This is a genomic window from Corynebacterium sp. UMB4614 (genome assembly GCF_030217065.1).
GTDB lineage: Bacteria > Actinomycetota > Actinomycetes > Mycobacteriales > Mycobacteriaceae > Corynebacterium.
Window position 1 is genome coordinate 1 of record NZ_JASONC010000016.1, and the last position, 15000, is coordinate 15000.

The 15000-nt window shown below is 64.7% G+C and carries 14 protein-coding genes and 1 tRNA gene; 10 read left to right on the top strand and 5 right to left on the bottom strand.

What is annotated here, in order from left to right; genetic code table 11:
- Positions 1-151 precede the first annotated feature (151 nt).
- Positions 152-240 (bottom strand) — tRNA-Leu (locus QP413_RS07410).
- A 161-nt stretch (positions 241-401) separates the two neighbouring features.
- Here QP413_RS07410 and QP413_RS07415 point away from each other — a divergent pair.
- Positions 402-965, top strand: coding sequence for a YbhB/YbcL family Raf kinase inhibitor-like protein (locus tag QP413_RS07415; protein WP_070761421.1), 564 nt, complete (start codon positions 402-404; stop codon positions 963-965).
- Positions 966-996: 31 nt separating this feature from the next.
- Here QP413_RS07415 and QP413_RS07420 read toward each other — a convergent pair whose 3' ends face one another.
- Positions 997-2124 (bottom strand): quinone-dependent dihydroorotate dehydrogenase, encoded by a 1128-nt coding sequence (locus QP413_RS07420; RefSeq protein ID WP_070761422.1) that lies wholly within the window; start codon positions 2122-2124, stop codon positions 997-999.
- A gap of 55 nt (positions 2125-2179) precedes the next feature.
- Entirely contained in the window at positions 2180-3331 is a 1152-nt protein-coding gene (locus QP413_RS07425; RefSeq protein ID WP_284781318.1) for a hypothetical protein, read from the bottom strand.
- A gap of 97 nt (positions 3332-3428) precedes the next feature.
- On the opposite strand from QP413_RS07425, the gene QP413_RS07430 reads away from it, so the two are divergent.
- From QP413_RS07430 to aspA, 6 genes are all read left to right on the top strand, one after another.
- Complete coding sequence (locus tag QP413_RS07430; RefSeq protein WP_284781319.1) at positions 3429-4268, top strand: undecaprenyl-diphosphate phosphatase; 840 nt, start codon at positions 3429-3431, stop codon at positions 4266-4268.
- Positions 4269-4277: 9 nt separating this feature from the next.
- Positions 4278-5597, top strand: a complete 1320-nt coding sequence (gene mshC / locus QP413_RS07435) for a cysteine--1-D-myo-inosityl 2-amino-2-deoxy-alpha-D-glucopyranoside ligase (RefSeq protein WP_284781320.1) — start codon at positions 4278-4280, stop codon at positions 5595-5597.
- Between the two features lie 17 nt (positions 5598-5614).
- On the top strand, positions 5615-6025 hold the full coding sequence (locus tag QP413_RS07440; protein ID WP_070761425.1) for a hypothetical protein: 411 nt from the start codon (positions 5615-5617) through the stop codon (positions 6023-6025).
- 110 nt (positions 6026-6135) lie between these two features.
- A complete protein-coding gene (locus tag QP413_RS07445; RefSeq protein WP_012360282.1) occupies positions 6136-6408 on the top strand; it encodes a phosphoribosyl-ATP diphosphatase in 273 nt (90 codons plus the stop codon).
- 96 nt (positions 6409-6504) lie between these two features.
- Positions 6505-7419: an ATP phosphoribosyltransferase gene (hisG, locus tag QP413_RS07450; protein ID WP_284781321.1), complete on the top strand. Its 915-nt coding sequence runs from the start codon at positions 6505-6507 to the stop codon at positions 7417-7419.
- Between the two features lie 243 nt (positions 7420-7662).
- Positions 7663-9195 carry an aspartate ammonia-lyase gene (gene aspA, locus QP413_RS07455; RefSeq protein WP_284781322.1) on the top strand — a complete coding sequence of 511 codons (1533 nt, stop codon included), beginning with the start codon at positions 7663-7665 and terminating at the stop codon, positions 9193-9195.
- Positions 9196-9198: 3 nt separating this feature from the next.
- On the opposite strand, the gene QP413_RS07460 is transcribed toward aspA, so the two are convergent.
- Positions 9199-10026, bottom strand: a complete 828-nt coding sequence (locus QP413_RS07460) for a RecB family exonuclease (RefSeq protein WP_284781323.1) — start codon at positions 10024-10026, stop codon at positions 9199-9201.
- 72 nt (positions 10027-10098) lie between these two features.
- A complete protein-coding gene (locus QP413_RS07465; protein ID WP_012360286.1) occupies positions 10099-10776 on the bottom strand; it encodes a YoaK family protein in 678 nt (225 codons plus the stop codon).
- A gap of 35 nt (positions 10777-10811) precedes the next feature.
- Between QP413_RS07465 and QP413_RS07470 the strand changes: the two genes are divergently transcribed.
- The 3 genes from QP413_RS07470 (at position 10812) to dop (ending at position 14997) form a co-directional block, all read left to right on the top strand.
- Positions 10812-11645: a tRNA (adenine-N1)-methyltransferase gene (locus QP413_RS07470; protein WP_200973614.1), complete on the top strand. Its 834-nt coding sequence runs from the start codon at positions 10812-10814 to the stop codon at positions 11643-11645.
- Between the two features lie 100 nt (positions 11646-11745).
- Positions 11746-13362 (top strand): proteasome ATPase, encoded by a 1617-nt coding sequence (arc, locus tag QP413_RS07475; protein ID WP_284781324.1) that lies wholly within the window; start codon positions 11746-11748, stop codon positions 13360-13362.
- A gap of 45 nt (positions 13363-13407) precedes the next feature.
- Positions 13408-14997 (top strand): depupylase/deamidase Dop, encoded by a 1590-nt coding sequence (gene dop / locus QP413_RS07480; protein ID WP_284781325.1) that lies wholly within the window; start codon positions 13408-13410, stop codon positions 14995-14997.
- Positions 14998-15000 lie beyond the last annotated feature (3 nt).

Here is a 15000-nt window from a genome sequence, read left to right on the forward strand (position 1 = left end):
TCAATCGGCATCCAAAAAGGCCACATCTAACCCCGCGACACGCCGGAGTCAGACACACATTTTGTCGTTTAACCCGCACTTGAGGGCGCCCCTTCCAGCCACGTGAGATCCAATAAAAAATCGCCCCGCTTGGCTCAAGCGGGGCGAATCATGGTGTCCGGAGGGGGACTTGAACCCCCACGCCCGTTAATAGGGCACTAGCACCTCAAGCTAGCGCGTCTGCCATTCCGCCACCCGGACAGGGTAAGCATGCACTGCGATTAGATACCTTAGCACCTAGCCCGTGCGTGCTTGAAACACTCTATCCAGCTTATGAAATTAAAACAAATTGGCAGGTCAGGGCAATAAAAGTTCCGGAAATCCGTGGCTAGAGTACAAGATTGTTCGGTACACTAAACAGCATGACTCTCAACCCAGAAGATGCTTCAACTCAAGCTTCCTATGTCGACGAGCGCTTCCCGGGGCCAGACCCGTATGCGCCACTAGCCGACCTGCCCAAGCTTAAGGTCAGCAGCGAGACCTTCGCCGACGGAGACCGCCTCCCGGAGGCGCAACTCGGTGGCAACGATGTCTCCCCGCAGCTGAGCTGGGAGCCCGGTCCGGAGGGGACCGAAAGCTACGCGGTCACGTGCTTTGACCCGGATGCCCCCACTGCCAGCGGCTTCTGGCACTGGGCCGTGTTCAATATTCCGGCGTCCGTGACTAGCCTCCCGCTCGATGCGGGGGACGAGGAGCTCGCCGGCCTGCCAAAGGGGGCGACAGCTCTGCGCGGGGACTCCGGAAGCCGCGGCTACTACGGCGCCATGCCTCCAGAGGGCCACGGCCCGCACCGCTATCTCTTCGCGGTACACGCCGTCGGGGAGAAGTTGGACATCAGCGACTCCGCAACGCCAACCGTCCTGGGGTTCAACCTCCAGTTCAAGGCTTTGGCGCGCGGCATCCTGTGGGGCTGGGCAGAGAACTAAGCCCCTCAAGCGCTCAACGCGGGGGAGCTGCTTAAAGCTCTTTCCACTCCAGACCCGAGCCCACCGCTTCGGAGATGTTCCGCAGGCCGTGGGCTCGAATCTGTGCGGCCAGGCCCCGGTGGATCTTCGAGATCCAGTTCGGACCGCCGTAGATGAAGCCGGTGTAGCCCTGCAGAAGGCTGGCACCTGCAGCGATGCGCTCCCAGGCCTGCTGCGGGGTCTCGATGCCACCCACACCGATGAGCACCAACTTGCCCTCCGCACGCGCCGCGATGCGACGCAGCACCTCGAGGGAACGCTCTGCCAGGGGAGCCCCGGAGACCCCACCCGCGCCGAGGGACTGAACCCACTGCGCGTCGGACTTCAGCCCTTCCCGGCTGATCGTCGTATTCGTCGCGATCAAGCCGGTAACCCCAAGCTCGATGGCCAGATCGGTCACGGCGTCGATGTCCTCATCGGAAAGATCTGGCGCGATCTTGACGAACAGCGGGAGATCGGCCTCCTCCTGGACTGCTGCGACGATGGGACGCAGCGAGTCCACGGCCTGCAGGTCGCGCAGCCCCGGCGTGTTCGGGGAGGACACGTTGATCACCAGGTAGTCGGCGACGTCCTTCACCGCACGCGCGGACTCGCGGTAGTCGTTGGGGGCCAGCTCCGGTGGGGTGATCTTCGCCTTGCCCAGGTTCACGCCCACGGGCTCGAGGCAGCGGCGGCGGGAGAGGCGCTGAGCAGCAGCAATCGCGCCGTCGTTGTTGAATCCCATGCGGTTGAGGATCGCGCGGTCCTCAGGCAGCCGGAACAGACGCGGGGTTGGGTTACCCGGCTGGGCAACGCTGGTCAGCGTGCCGAGCTCCGAGTAGCCGAAGCCGAGCGGGCCCCAAATGTGGAACTCCTCGGCGTTCTTATCGAAGCCGGCAGCCAGGCCGAGCGGCCGGTCAAAGCGAATACCGGCCACCGTCTGGGAGAGCACCGGGTCGTCGACGACTAGCGCGCGACGCACCGCAGCGCAGGCGACCTGCGAGTCAGCGATCCGACGGAACACGCCCGAGAGCATGCCGTGGATCCGCTCCGGCGGGATCCGAAACATCAGCTTCAACAGCTTCTCGTAGGCCGAGTCCGAGAGGTGATCGAAGCGGCGGGAAGTTGGGGTGTTGGCCATGGCAGTCTCCTGAATTGTGTTGTGGTGGACGTGGTTTTCTGTGGCGACCAGTGGGCTACTGGTCCTCGTGAATCACGGGGAAGTCCTCGGCCCCTGGAACCCCACGCTCAACGGCGGCATCAAGGTCCGCGGCCGACACCTGCTGGGTTGTCCCATCCGCACCGAAGAGCAGCATGTCGCCGCCGGGGGAGTCCAGGATGTGACGCACGTTCGCGATGGAGTCGAAGCTCGCTACCTGGATCGGGGTGCCGCTATCGATGCGGTAGCCGGTGACCTTGTTATCGCCGGTGGTGGAGACCCAGGCGATCTGGCGCTTGCCGTCCCACAGGACTGCCCAGGGGCTCTTGCCGGTGGGGGCGGCCTGGACCTGGCGCACCACGTCGTTCAGAGTGAAAACCTGGAATTGATCCTGCACGGTATCCGCCGCGATGAAGATCCCTTGATCCCCGCGACCAACGCTGTTCAGACCCACGCCCTGGCCGATGCGCAGAGCACCGCGCGGGCCGTTGGTGGCGAGGTCGATGTCGGTGATGCTGGTCTGGTCGCGGTCGATCACCGCGAGCCTTTCCTCACCGTGTTCGTTGTTGACGTGGACGAGGTCATCGAGGCTACGACTGACGACGATGGACTCCGATTCTCCGAGCTGATCGCCGGACGGGGAGTAGTAGTGCAGCTGGTTGGAATCCTTGAAGCCCACGAAGACCCGGCCGTCCGTCGTGACGGTGGCCACCGTGGGAGTTCCGTCGAGGCTGTACTTCTTCAGCTGCTTGCCGTCGGCGCCGTATTCATACAGCGCGCCGTCGCAGGCGAGCATGACGCCGTCGGCCGAAGGCGTGACCTTCGTGCACTTCTCCGGCACGTTGATCTTCTTCGCTTCGCCCTCGCCAGACAGCTCGGCCAGCGTTCCGATGCGCAGCGTGGATGCGCTCAATGCCGCCACCTGCTCAGTCTTCGGGGCCAGGCCGATCTGGGAGACGTCGATGACCTCGCCGACTTCGCTAGCCTTCTGCACCTCACCGAGCGGGTCCTTCGCTGCCGGGGAGTCCGCCGGGGTGGCGGGCGTGCCACCCTTCGGGGCCGACTCTGGGGCGGCGGATCCTTCCGGCGCGCTGTTGTCCGCCGCATCCTCGGTGGCACAGCCTGCCAACCCGAGCCCAAGGGTGGCCGTCACCGCAGCCGCCCACGTCAGAGGTTTCTTCCAAGCCATCGCGTCATCGCCTCGTTTACGCCAAACACGCTTACCTGCATTCATCAGGTAGTACGCTACCAGCCGAGTTGGGTGGGTCGGTGTATCGTCCTTAAGCATGCCTACCGAAATGTCTTGGCTGCAGACGATCGTGCTCTCGATCGTGCAAGGTCTCACCGAGTTTCTACCCGTTTCCTCCTCCGGGCACCTGCGGATTGTCTCCGAGCTGTTCTGGGGAGCCGACGCGGGCGCCTCCTTCACAGCTGTGATCCAGCTCGGCACGGAGCTGGCGGTGCTCGTGTACTTCGCTAAGGACATCTGGCGGATCCTCACCGCGTGGTTCGCCGGCCTGGTGGATAAGTCCCGGCGGAACCACGACTATCAGATGGGGTGGATGGTCATCGCGGGCACCATCCCCATCGCGGTGCTGGGGTTCTTCGGCAAGGATTTGATCCGTGACCAGCTGCGCAACCTGTGGATCACCGCTGCCATGTTGATCCTCTTCTCCTTCGTGTTCATTCTCGCGGAGAAGGTAGGACGTCGACGCCGCTCCTTCGATGAGCTGACCATGCGGGATGCGGTGCTCATGGGTTTGGCTCAGTGCCTCGCCTTGATCCCTGGCGTGTCCCGGTCGGGCGGTACGATTTCCGCCGGTTTGTTCCTCAACCTGGACCGCGAGGTGGCCACCCGGTTCAGCTTCCTGCTGGCGATTCCCGCCGTCTTGGCGTCCGGCATCTTTTCTCTGGGGGATGTGTTCGATCCGGCCGCAGGGCAGGCGGCGAGCGGGGGCCAGCTGGCGGTCGGCACGCTGATCGCCTTCCTCGTCGGATACGCCGCCATCGCCTGGCTTCTGAAGTTCGTGTCTAACCACAGTTTCGCCTGGTTCGCAGCATGGCGCATCCCGGTCGGCGTGCTGGTGATGGTGCTGCTGGGCGCCGGAGTTTTGCAGCCGTTATAGTGGGTAACCATGCATTCTTGGTCTGCTCCCCGTGTCCCACAGTTCCCGACGGTCATTCCGGCGGTGGCCGATTCCGCTGCAGCGGAGGTGGTGGCCCCGCCAGCGTTGCAGCTCTACGACACGGCAGATGACCAGGTCAAGCCCGTCGCACTGCCGGAGGACGGCGCCCCGGTGGGCATGTACGTCTGCGGGATCACCCCGTATGACTCCACCCACCTGGGGCACGCGGCAACCTATAACACCTTCGACCTGGTGAACCGCTACCTGCGCGCCGCCGGGCACGCCGTTACTTATGTGCAGAATGTCACGGATGTCGATGATCCGCTGTTCGAGCGCGCCGAGCGCGATGGCGTGGACTGGCGCGAGCTAGGCAAGGAGCAGACCGACCTGTTCCGTTCCGACATGACGCAGCTGCGGATTCTGCCGCCGGAGTTCTTCGTCGGGGCGATGGAGACGATCGATGAGGTTGTCGAGATGGTCAGCACGCTGCTCGACAAGGGCGCGGCCTACGTCGTGGAGGGGGAGTACCCGGATATCTACGCCGACCACACCTACACCGAACAGTTTGGCTACGAGTCCCGCTACGACGAGGCCACCATGCGGGAACTCTTCGCCGAGCGCGGTGGTGACCCGGAGCGGGAGGGTAAGCGCCATCCGCTGGATGCACTGCTGTGGCGGGCCCACCGCACGGGTGAGCCAGAGTGGGATGCTCCCTTTGGCTCGGGGCGCCCTGGCTGGCACGTGGAGTGCGCGGCCATCGCAATGAACCGGTTGGGGGAGCAGTTCGCCATCCAGGGTGGCGGCGTTGATCTGCGTTACCCGCACCATGAGTACTCGGCAGCTCATGTGGAGGCTGCCTGCGGCAATCAGCGCATGGCGGGACACTACGTGCACACCGGCATGATCGGCCTTGAGGGGACCAAGATGTCCAAGTCCCTGGGCAACCTGGAGTTCGTCTCCGCGCTCACCGCGCAGGGCTTCGACCCCGCGGCTATCCGTGTGGGGCTCTACGCCGGGCACTACCGGGCAGATCGTGATTGGTCCGCGGAGGTCCTCAGTGAGGCTGAGGATCGCCTCGCCAAGTGGCGCGCCGCTGCCGCTGAGGAGAACAATCCGCAGCGTGTCGCGGAAGTGCTGGCGGCCGTCACCGGGCACCTGGCCAACGATCTCGACACCCCAGCCGTCCTGCGCACGCTCGACGAGTGGGCAGCGGCGGTCAACAAGGGCATTGGAGCCAGTGGCTACCGGGTCACCCCTGCCACCGAGCGCACTGCGGCTTCCCAGGCTCTCGCCGCGGGTCTCGACGCGCTGCTCGGCGTCACGGTCTAGGGCGGGGGACGAGCGCCGTGACACAGCACCCATACCCGGCGGGCGATTCTTCGCTTTCCGAATGGCCACCAGATGTCCGTGAGGCCGCCACGGAGTTCATCGGAAACCTCCGGATGATGGCTACCGGCAGCTACCTGCGCGCCGAGGAGCGGGAGCATTGGGACCCGCCGTACCCGGAGTCTGCGGTGGACGAGGCCCAGGCAGAGCTGGTGACCATCGGAGAGGCGATCCTGGGCGGGGCAGATCCTCAGGAAACCTCCCTGGCCGGGGTCCGCAAAATCATCGCAATCTCCGACGCCAACGGCGGGCTGCTCCTGGATAGCGAGGAGCTGGACGAGCTGCTGGTGTTTCTCAGTCGACTCACTGCCACGGTGGGTGGGGAGGCCACGGTGGTCTGCGACGCCGTGCGCGAGCTCGTCGAGGAGTAGCCCCTTAAGCCCCCGGGGGCTGGACACTTGCCCCGATAGTGGTGCGATTATTCACCCCACTATCGGGGCTCCTTGCAACCTTCGGGGGAGACGCGTGCCACAATAGGGGCGTGAGCAATCCCAAGAATTTTGATTCCCTATTCGCGGAGCTTTCCGAGAAGGCGCGCACCCGCCCAGAAGGCTCCGGCACCGTCAAAGCCCTCGACGCCGGTGTCCATTTCCAGGGCAAGAAGATCGTCGAAGAGGCTGGGGAAGTGTGGCTGGCCGCCGAGTACGAGTCGGATGAGGAGCTGGCCGAGGAGATCTCCCAGCTGCTGTACTGGCTACAGGTCGTGGCAGTCGGCCGGGGCCTCAGCCTCGAGGACATCTACAAGCATCTTTAGGCCCAGATAGAAGCCCGAACTAAACGCACGGAACCCGACTGCGCCGCACCCATCACCGCGGCGGCGCTGCACAGTATCCACCACGCAAGGAGCCACATGTCCCCGGTCGCGCCCAACCTAAACGCCCCGATCTCTGAAGACAACGCCACTGATTCCGGTGAGCGCTACCTGCGCGTCGCCGTCCCGAACAAGGGTTCGCTCTCGGAAGCCGCGACGAACATCCTCAAGGAGGCGGGTTACACCACCCGCGCTGATTCCAAGGCACTAACCGCAGTCGATCACGAGAACCAGGTCGAGTTCTACTTCCTGCGCCCGAAGGATATTGCCATCTACGTTGCCTCCGGCCACCTCGACATCGGAATCACGGGCCGCGACCTTGCCGCAGATACCCGTGAGGAAACTGCCGAGCTGCTACCGCTGGGCTTTGGGGCCTCCACCTTCCGCTACGCCGCCCCGATGGGCGAAGGCTGGACGGTCGAGAAGCTGGCGGGCAAGCGCATCGCTACCGCCTACCCGAACCTCGTGCGCAAGGATCTGAAGAACCGGGGCATCGACGCCACGGTGATCCGCCTGGACGGGGCAGTGGAGATCTCCATCCGCCTGGGCGTGGCCGACGCGATCGCCGACGTGGTCTCCACCGGCCGCACCCTGCGCACGCAGGGTTTGGAGCCCTTCGGCGAGCCACTGTGTGTCTCTGAGGCCGTCATGATCGGGCGCAAGGGCGCCGAGGTAGACGAAGCTAAGCAGGTGCTGCTGAAGCGCATGGAGGGCATCCTGCACGCCCAGAATTACGTCATGCTGGACTACAACGTCTCCCGTGACGTTCTGGACGAGGCTGCCGCCATCACCCCGGGGCTCTCTGCCCCAACCGTCTCTCCGCTGGCCAATGAGGGCTGGGTCGCGGTACGCGCAATGGTGCCGCGCAAGCAGGCGAACGCGCTGATGGATTCGCTATCCGCCTTGGGAGCGGAGGCGATCCTCGCCACGGATATCCGCATCGCCCGGATCTAGCGGATTCGCCTTATCCCTCAACGGGGTCGCCGTCGTGGCGGCCCGGTTTTTCTTCCACGGCTACCCCAGGGGAGATAGCCCCGCGCCTGCCGCGCGCCGTTTCTTCTACACTCTTTAAGTACACCCGTACCGGCACGGGCAGCGAGAGCATCCCATGCTCCGCCGCACCGGGACATTAGTACGGCTCCCAACACCCCTTAACGCCTGTGGCGATTGACGCGAAAGTTTAGGTGGCAGTTTCACATGGCACACCGTCCCAAGCCGTCCCCGAACTCCCAGAGCTCCAGCGACGGGCACGTCCTGAGCTCGACGGACATTATCACCTCAGCCGAATCCTCCTCCCTGGAAGCCCGCAGCGGCGCGCACTACCGCCTGGAGGAAGACCTGCTGGGCACGATGAAGGTTCCGGCAGACGCCTACTACGGAATCCACACCCTCCGAGCTGTGGATAACTTCCAGATCTCCCGCACGAACATCAATCACATACCGGAGCTCATCCGCGGCATGGTGATGGTGAAGAAGGCCGCCGCGATGGCCAACATGCGGGTCAAGGCGCTGCCCATCGACAAGGGCGAGGCGATCGTCGCGGCCTGCGATGCGGTGCTCGAGGAACACCGCGCGATGGATCAGTTCCCCATCGACGTTTTCCAGGGCGGGGCAGGGACGTCCCAAAACATGAACACCAACGAGGTCATCGCGAACCTCGCGCTGGAGCACCTCGGGTACCCGAAGGGCCGCTACGACATCATCAGCCCGAACGATGACGTCAACATGTCCCAGTCCACCAACGACGCCTTCCCAACCGGGCTGCGCCTGGGGCTGCACTTCGACATCGACGAACTGCTCAAGCATCTTGCTGCACTGGAGCGCGCGCTGTTCGCTAAGGCCCAGGAGTTCGACCACATCATCAAGATGGGCCGAACCCAGCTGCAGGACGCCGTCCCGATGTCCCTGGGCCAGGAGTTCCGCGCCTTCGCGAACAACATCGCCGAGGAGTCCGCGCAGCTCAGGCACGCGCAGTCCCTGCTGCGCCAGGTCAACCTGGGTGGCACCGCGATTGGCACCGGTGTGAATACGCCCCCGGGTTACCGCGAGGCGGCCATCGAGGCCCTGCGGGAGATCACGGGCCTGGACATCACCTCCGCGTACGACCTGGTGGAGGCGACGAGTGACACCGGCGCGTTCGTCAATACCCACGCGGCGGTGAAACGCACCGCGATGAAGCTGTCGAAGATCTGTAATGACCTGCGTCTGCTGTCCTCCGGCCCGCGCGCTGGCCTGGGGGAGATCAACATCCCACCGCGCCAGGCGGGCTCCTCGATCATGCCGGCGAAGGTCAACCCGGTGATCCCGGAGGTCGTCAACCAGATCTGCTTCAAGGTCTTCGGCAACGACGTCACCGTCTCCATGGCAGCGGAGGCCGGCCAGCTCCAGCTCAACGTCATGGAGCCGGTCATCGCGCAGTGCGCCTTCGAATCCATCCGCTTTATGGCGCGCGCCTGCACCACGCTGCGCACGCTGTGCGTCGTGGACATCACTGCCAACGAGGACGTCTGCCGCAACTACGTCGAGAACTCGATCGGCATCATCACCTACCTCAACCCGCTGATCGGCCACCACAATGGTGACCTGATCGGCAAGGAGGCCGCGGCAACCGGAAAGTCCGTGCGCGAGCTCGTCCTGGAAAAGGAGCTGCTCGACGAGGACACTCTTAACGAGGTGCTGAGCACGGAAAACCTGCTCAACCCGATGTACCGGGGTCGCCGCTACGAGTAGGCGCTAGCGGACCCCCGGGTACTCCGGGGGCGTGCCGCCGAAGGCGGGGCAGAGTTCCTGGAAGGCGCACCAGTCGCAGAGCTTGGAGGTCTTCGGCTGAAAGTCCCCGCTATGGATATCAGCGAGGATGCTGTCCCAGAGCTCGCGCAGGTCGCGCTCGAAGTACTGCAGTTCAGCGGGGGTGGGCTGTAGTACCAGGTCATCGGCCACCTTCAGGTACATCAGCCGAAGCTGGGCCGGGATCAGGTCGTACAGCCGCCAGTAGACCAGCGCGTAGAACTTCATCTGGAACAGCGCCTGGGCGGCGAAGCGCGGTGGCGGCTTCTTTCCAGTCTTGTAGTCGACGACGCGTACCTGGCCGTTCGCGGCGACGTCCACCCGGTCGATGAATCCGCGGACGGGAACCCCATTGGGCAGGGTGGCTTCGACGAATTCCTCGACCTCGTGGGCGTCGAAGCCCTGGGGGTTCTCCATCTGGAAATACCCCTTAACCAGTAAGCGAGCCTCGACGAGGAAGTCATAGAGCTGCTCATCCGGGACGAGTTCGTTCAGGTCGGCGTCCTTGTCCACCATCTTTGCCCACGCGGGCTTCAGCATCTTCACCGCAACCGGGTAAGTGCGTTGCTCCCTCGGCAGGGCGTGGAGCTCCTCGAGCACCGCGTGCACGAGGGTTCCCTTCACCTGCGCGATCGTCTTGGGTTCCGGCAGCTTATCGATACTGCGGAAGCGGTAGAGCAGCGGACACTGCTGATAATCCCCGGCGCGGGAAGGGGAGAGCGCCAACCGGTCGAGGGAGACCTTCGGCTGGGGTTTCTCGGATGGGGTAGACACAGCTTCTCCTTCTGCTTAGTTCTCGGGGTGTCGGGTCAACACAGATGGACTGCGCAGCGCGGTTGGGTTGGGCTACAGCGGCAGGCCGGCGCGGCGGCGATGCTCGCGAACCAGCTGGTTGATCGCCACAGTCACCAGGGTGATCAACGTCAGCAGCTCGATAGCGTGGATTCCCAGCATGTGATAGGCCACGGCGCCAGCGATCGCCCCAACGGACAGGCTCAGCCACAGCGAGAGGTTGAGGATCCAGACGAGGTGACGGCCGTCGAAGAACGCGTCGACGAAACGCTGCCCCGTGCGCACCAACGTGCCCGTCATATACGTCAGCGGGATCGCGACCTCGCCGTTGCGCTCAAAGATGCTGTTCATGGTACCCACCCCGATGGACAGGGCGATGATGGCCGCTCCGTGGTGCTCCAGCTCGATCAGGACGCTGGAGAGGATGAACCAGAAGCTGACGTTGACGAGGACGAATTCCCGACCGCGGGTTTCATCCAAGGCTCGCACCACGATGCGTTTCGTGAACGCCCCGTTGATCACGCCGAGCAGGAAGAAGAGGATGCAGCCACCGGCCACTTTCACCATGTCCCAGTTGCCGTCGACGATGGCGGTGGCGGAGCGGGTGGTGTTGCCCGACATGAAAGAGAGGAACACCCCGCCCAGGTAGAGAAAACCCACCGAGTCGATAAAGCCGGCAATGAAGGCGAATACCCCTGCCAGCACCCGTTCCCCGGGACGCGATTCCATCATAGTGATTTGAGAGTCTAGTAGGTTAGGGTTTTCCTATGGCATATACCGGACCTTTTACCGCCGGAGACCGCGTCCAGCTGACCGACGCGAAGCGGCGACACTTCAGCATCACCCTGACTCCGGGGGAGAGTTTTTTCACCCATAAGGGCGAGATTCGTCACGACGACATCATCGGTGCGGACGAGGGCACCGTCGTGGAGTCCAGCGTGGGCGGGGAATACCTCTGCTTCCGTCACCTTCTGGTCGACCAGGTGCTTTCCATGCCCCGTGGCGCAGCGGTGATCTACCCCAAGGATGCAGCGCAGATCCTGGTGGAAGGGGATATCTTCCCCGGCGCGACGGTGCTCGAAGCAGGCGCCGGTTCCGGCGCGATGTCCAGCTGGCTGCTACGCGCGGTCGGTGAGCACGGAAAGGTCATCAGCTACGAGGTCCGTCAGGACCACCTGGACTACGCGGTGAGCAACGTCCACAACATCATGGGTGGGGAACCGAAGAATTGGGACGTTCGCCTGGGCGACGTCAAGGAGGCCACTCGCGAGACTGTGGGCGAGGTCGACCGCGTTCTGCTGGACATGCTGGAGCCGTGGGAGGTTCTGGAGACGGTGCGGGACGTCCTGGTTCCGGGCGGGGTGTTCATGACCTACGTGGCTACCGTCCCGCAGTTGATGAAGGTGATGGAGGGCATCCGGGAACTTGGGTGCTTCACCGAGCCGCGCGCCTGGGAGTCGCTGGTGCGCGAGTGGAAGGTGGAGGGCCTGGCAACCCGACCGGAACACCGCATGAACGCGCATACCGCGTTCCTCGTCTGGGCCCGCCGCCTGGCTGACGGGGTGACCGCCCCGCGACCGCAACGCCGGGCGCGTCGTTAGAGCGCTCCGGGCACGGCTACCGGGGCGCGTTTCCCGGTGGCCGCTCCGCTAGGCCTACCGGCGGGTTTTGGGTCGCGGGGGCTTCAGTAGGATTGATGGCATGACTGCGCAGAATCCTTCCGATCAGCCTTCGCCCACCGCCCGCGAATTGCGGCTGGCCAATCATCGGTTGGGGGCTCAGAACGAGAAGCTCACCGAGGCGCTGAAGGCATCCCGCGAGAAGCTGGCTGAGATCAATTCGCGCCTGGCGGATATGGCGGAGCCGCCGAGCACCTACGGCACGCTGCTGCAGCTCAACGGGACGGGGAAAACCGCGGAGGTCTTCACCTCGAACCGCCACATGCGTTTGGCTGTCTCCCCGCTGCTGGATCGGATGGATCTGCAGCCTGGGGCGACGGTGCGGCTGGGGGAGAACCTGCAGGTGGTGGAGGTCACCGGTTTCGCTGATTCCGGCGACGTTGCCGCGGTCGTCGAGGTCGTCGGCGACCGGCTGATCGTCGCGGACAAGCTGGGGGAGGAGGCGATCGTCAAGGCAGCCCGACCGCTGCAGTCCCTGATCACGAACCGGGAGCTCACCACCGGCGATAGCGTGGTCGTCGACCGCCGCAGTGGCTGGGCCTTCCACATGGTTCCCCGGGCCGAGGTCAGCTCACTGGTGCTGGAGGAGGTCCCAGACGTCAGCTATGAAAACATCGGGGGCCTGAGCAATCAGATCGAACAAATTCGGGACGCGGTGGAGCTACCCTTCCTCCACCCGGAGATCTACCGCCACTACGGGCTACGCCCGCCGAAGGGCGTGCTGCTCTACGGCCCTCCCGGTAACGGCAAGACGCTCATCGCCAAGGCTGTGGCCAACTCGCTGTCCAAGTCCATGGGCTCCAGCGACAAGGCGTCCCGCTTCGCGGATTCCTACTTCCTCAACGTCAAGGGCCCGGAGCTGCTGAATAAATTTGTTGGTGAGACGGAACGTCAGATCCGGCAGATCTTCGAGCGCGCCCGAAAGATCGCCCACGCCGGTAAGCCGGTGATCGTCTTCTTCGACGAGATGGAAGCCATCTTCCGCACCCGTGGCACCGGCGTGTCCTCGGACATGGAGTCCACCGTCGTCCCGCAGCTGCTCTCCGAACTAGACGGCGTGGAGGGGCTGGATAACGTCATCGTCATCGGCGCGTCGAACCGTGAGGAACTCATCGACCCCGCCATCCTGCGCCCGGGCCGCCTGGACGTGAAGATCCGGGTGGACCGCCCCGACCAGGAGGCCGCCCTGGACATCCTGTCCAAACACATCGACGGCTCCCTCCCGCTGGCCGCGGACCTGGTGGCGGAGCACGGCGGCAAGGAGGAGGCCGCGGCTGCGCTGTGCCGCGCCATCGCTGAGGAACTCTTCCGCCGGGATGCCGCACACCGCTACGTGACTCTCCACCTGGCGGATGGCCAGACCAAGGACCTGTACTGGGCGGACTTCGTCTCCGGCGCGATGCTGGCCAATATCGTCGACCGAGCAAAGACCTTCGCGATCAAGCGTGCCCTTTCGCAAGCCGCGTCCACCAGAGACGCCGCCGCTGAGGGCGGACTGAACACCGCGGACGTCCTCGATGCCATCACGGCGGAGATCAACGACAGCGAGAACCTGCCGGATACCACCAACCCCACGGAATGGGCTCGCATCTCCGGGCACGCCACCGGCCGGGTCGTGGACATCACCCTGGCGGACTAGGCCCGACGAGACAACACTTTTCGACTCCTGGAAGGAAGAACCCTGGTGAACGCGCAGAAGGATAACGAGGCCACCGGCTACGTGCTCGGCTCCGAGACGGAGTTCGGCATCGTCGCCGTCGACGCCCCAGAGGCCAGCCCCGTGTACACGAGCACGCAGGCGGTCGTCGCCTATGCGGAGGTATCCGGGCAGGGAGTCAACCGCCGGACCCGCTGGGATTATGACTCCGAGTCTCCGCTGCGCGACGCCCGTGGCTTCGACCTGCGCCGCTACCGTTCCGGCGCGGCCCCCAGCTACGACCCGAACGCGGTGGGCATCGCCAACGTCATCACCCCGGCGGGTGCGCGTTTCTACGTGGACCACGCCCACCCGGAGTACTCCTCGCCTGAGGTCACCTGCGCCTATGACCTGGTGGTCTGGGATCAGGCCGGCGACCGGGTCATGCACGCGGCCGCCCAGGCAGCAGGGCAGGTCGAGGGCCAGCCGGAGTTGAAGATCTACAAGAACAACGTGGACGGCAAGGGCGCGTCCTATGGCGCCCACGAGAATTACCTCTACCCGCGCAGCCTCAATGTCGAGGACGTGCACCAGGCGCTGATCCCGCACTTCGTGACCCGCCAGATCTACGCGGGCGCGGGTCGCGTGGGGCTCGGGCAGGCAGGGGAGCAGCCCGGCTTCCAGATCTCCCAGCGCGCCGATTACATCGAGACGGAAGTCTCCCTGGAGACCACCCTGAACCGCGGAATCGTCAATACCCGCGACGAGCCCCACGCCACCGCGGATGATTGGCGCCGCCTCCATGTGATCATCGGTGACGCGAACTTGAGCCAGTTCGCGACCTACCTGCGCTTCGGCACCACCGCGCTGGTGCTCAAGGCAGTTGAGGCGGGGGCCGATTTCAGCGACATCGTTCTCATCGATCCGGTTGAGGATGTCCGCCGGGTCTCCCGCGATCTGGAGTTGCAGGCCCCGCTGCGGCTCTACGGAAACACCACCGCCACCGCGATCGAGCTGCAGCGCAGGATCCGCGAGAAGGTCATCGCCGCCCTCGAACCGGCAGGAAAGCTCACCACCGACGAGCAGCGAGTGCTGGCGCTGTGGGAGGAGATCCTGGACGACCTTGCCACCGACCCGCTGCGCACCGCCGACCGGCTGGACTGGACGGCGAAGTACGCGCTGCTGCGCGGCTACCGTGCTCGGAACCTGGAGTGGTCGGATCCGCGGATGGCGCTGATCGATATCCAGTACCACGACATCGACCCGGCCCGTGGGCTGTACCACGCGCTCGTCGCGCGCGGGAAGATGCGCACGCTGGTCGACGACACTGAGATCGCAACGGCCGTAGACACCTCACCCCGGGGCACTAGGGCCTGGCTACGCGGCGTGCTGGTGAAGCACTACGCGCCCAAGATCCTCGCCGCGAACTGGGACAGCGTTGTCCTCGATCACTCGTACGAGGGGCGCCCAGCGATGCGCGTGGGGCTGCCTGAGCCCTTGCAGGCCACAGCCGACAGCTTTGCTGGCACCGTGCTCGAGGATCTCGCGGAGGCCGCGGTGGGCCAGGCACCAGACTTCGACGAGGTGGCGGCAGCGCTGATTGCCGCGATGCCGGAGCGCGTAATGGGTGTGGGCTAGCGC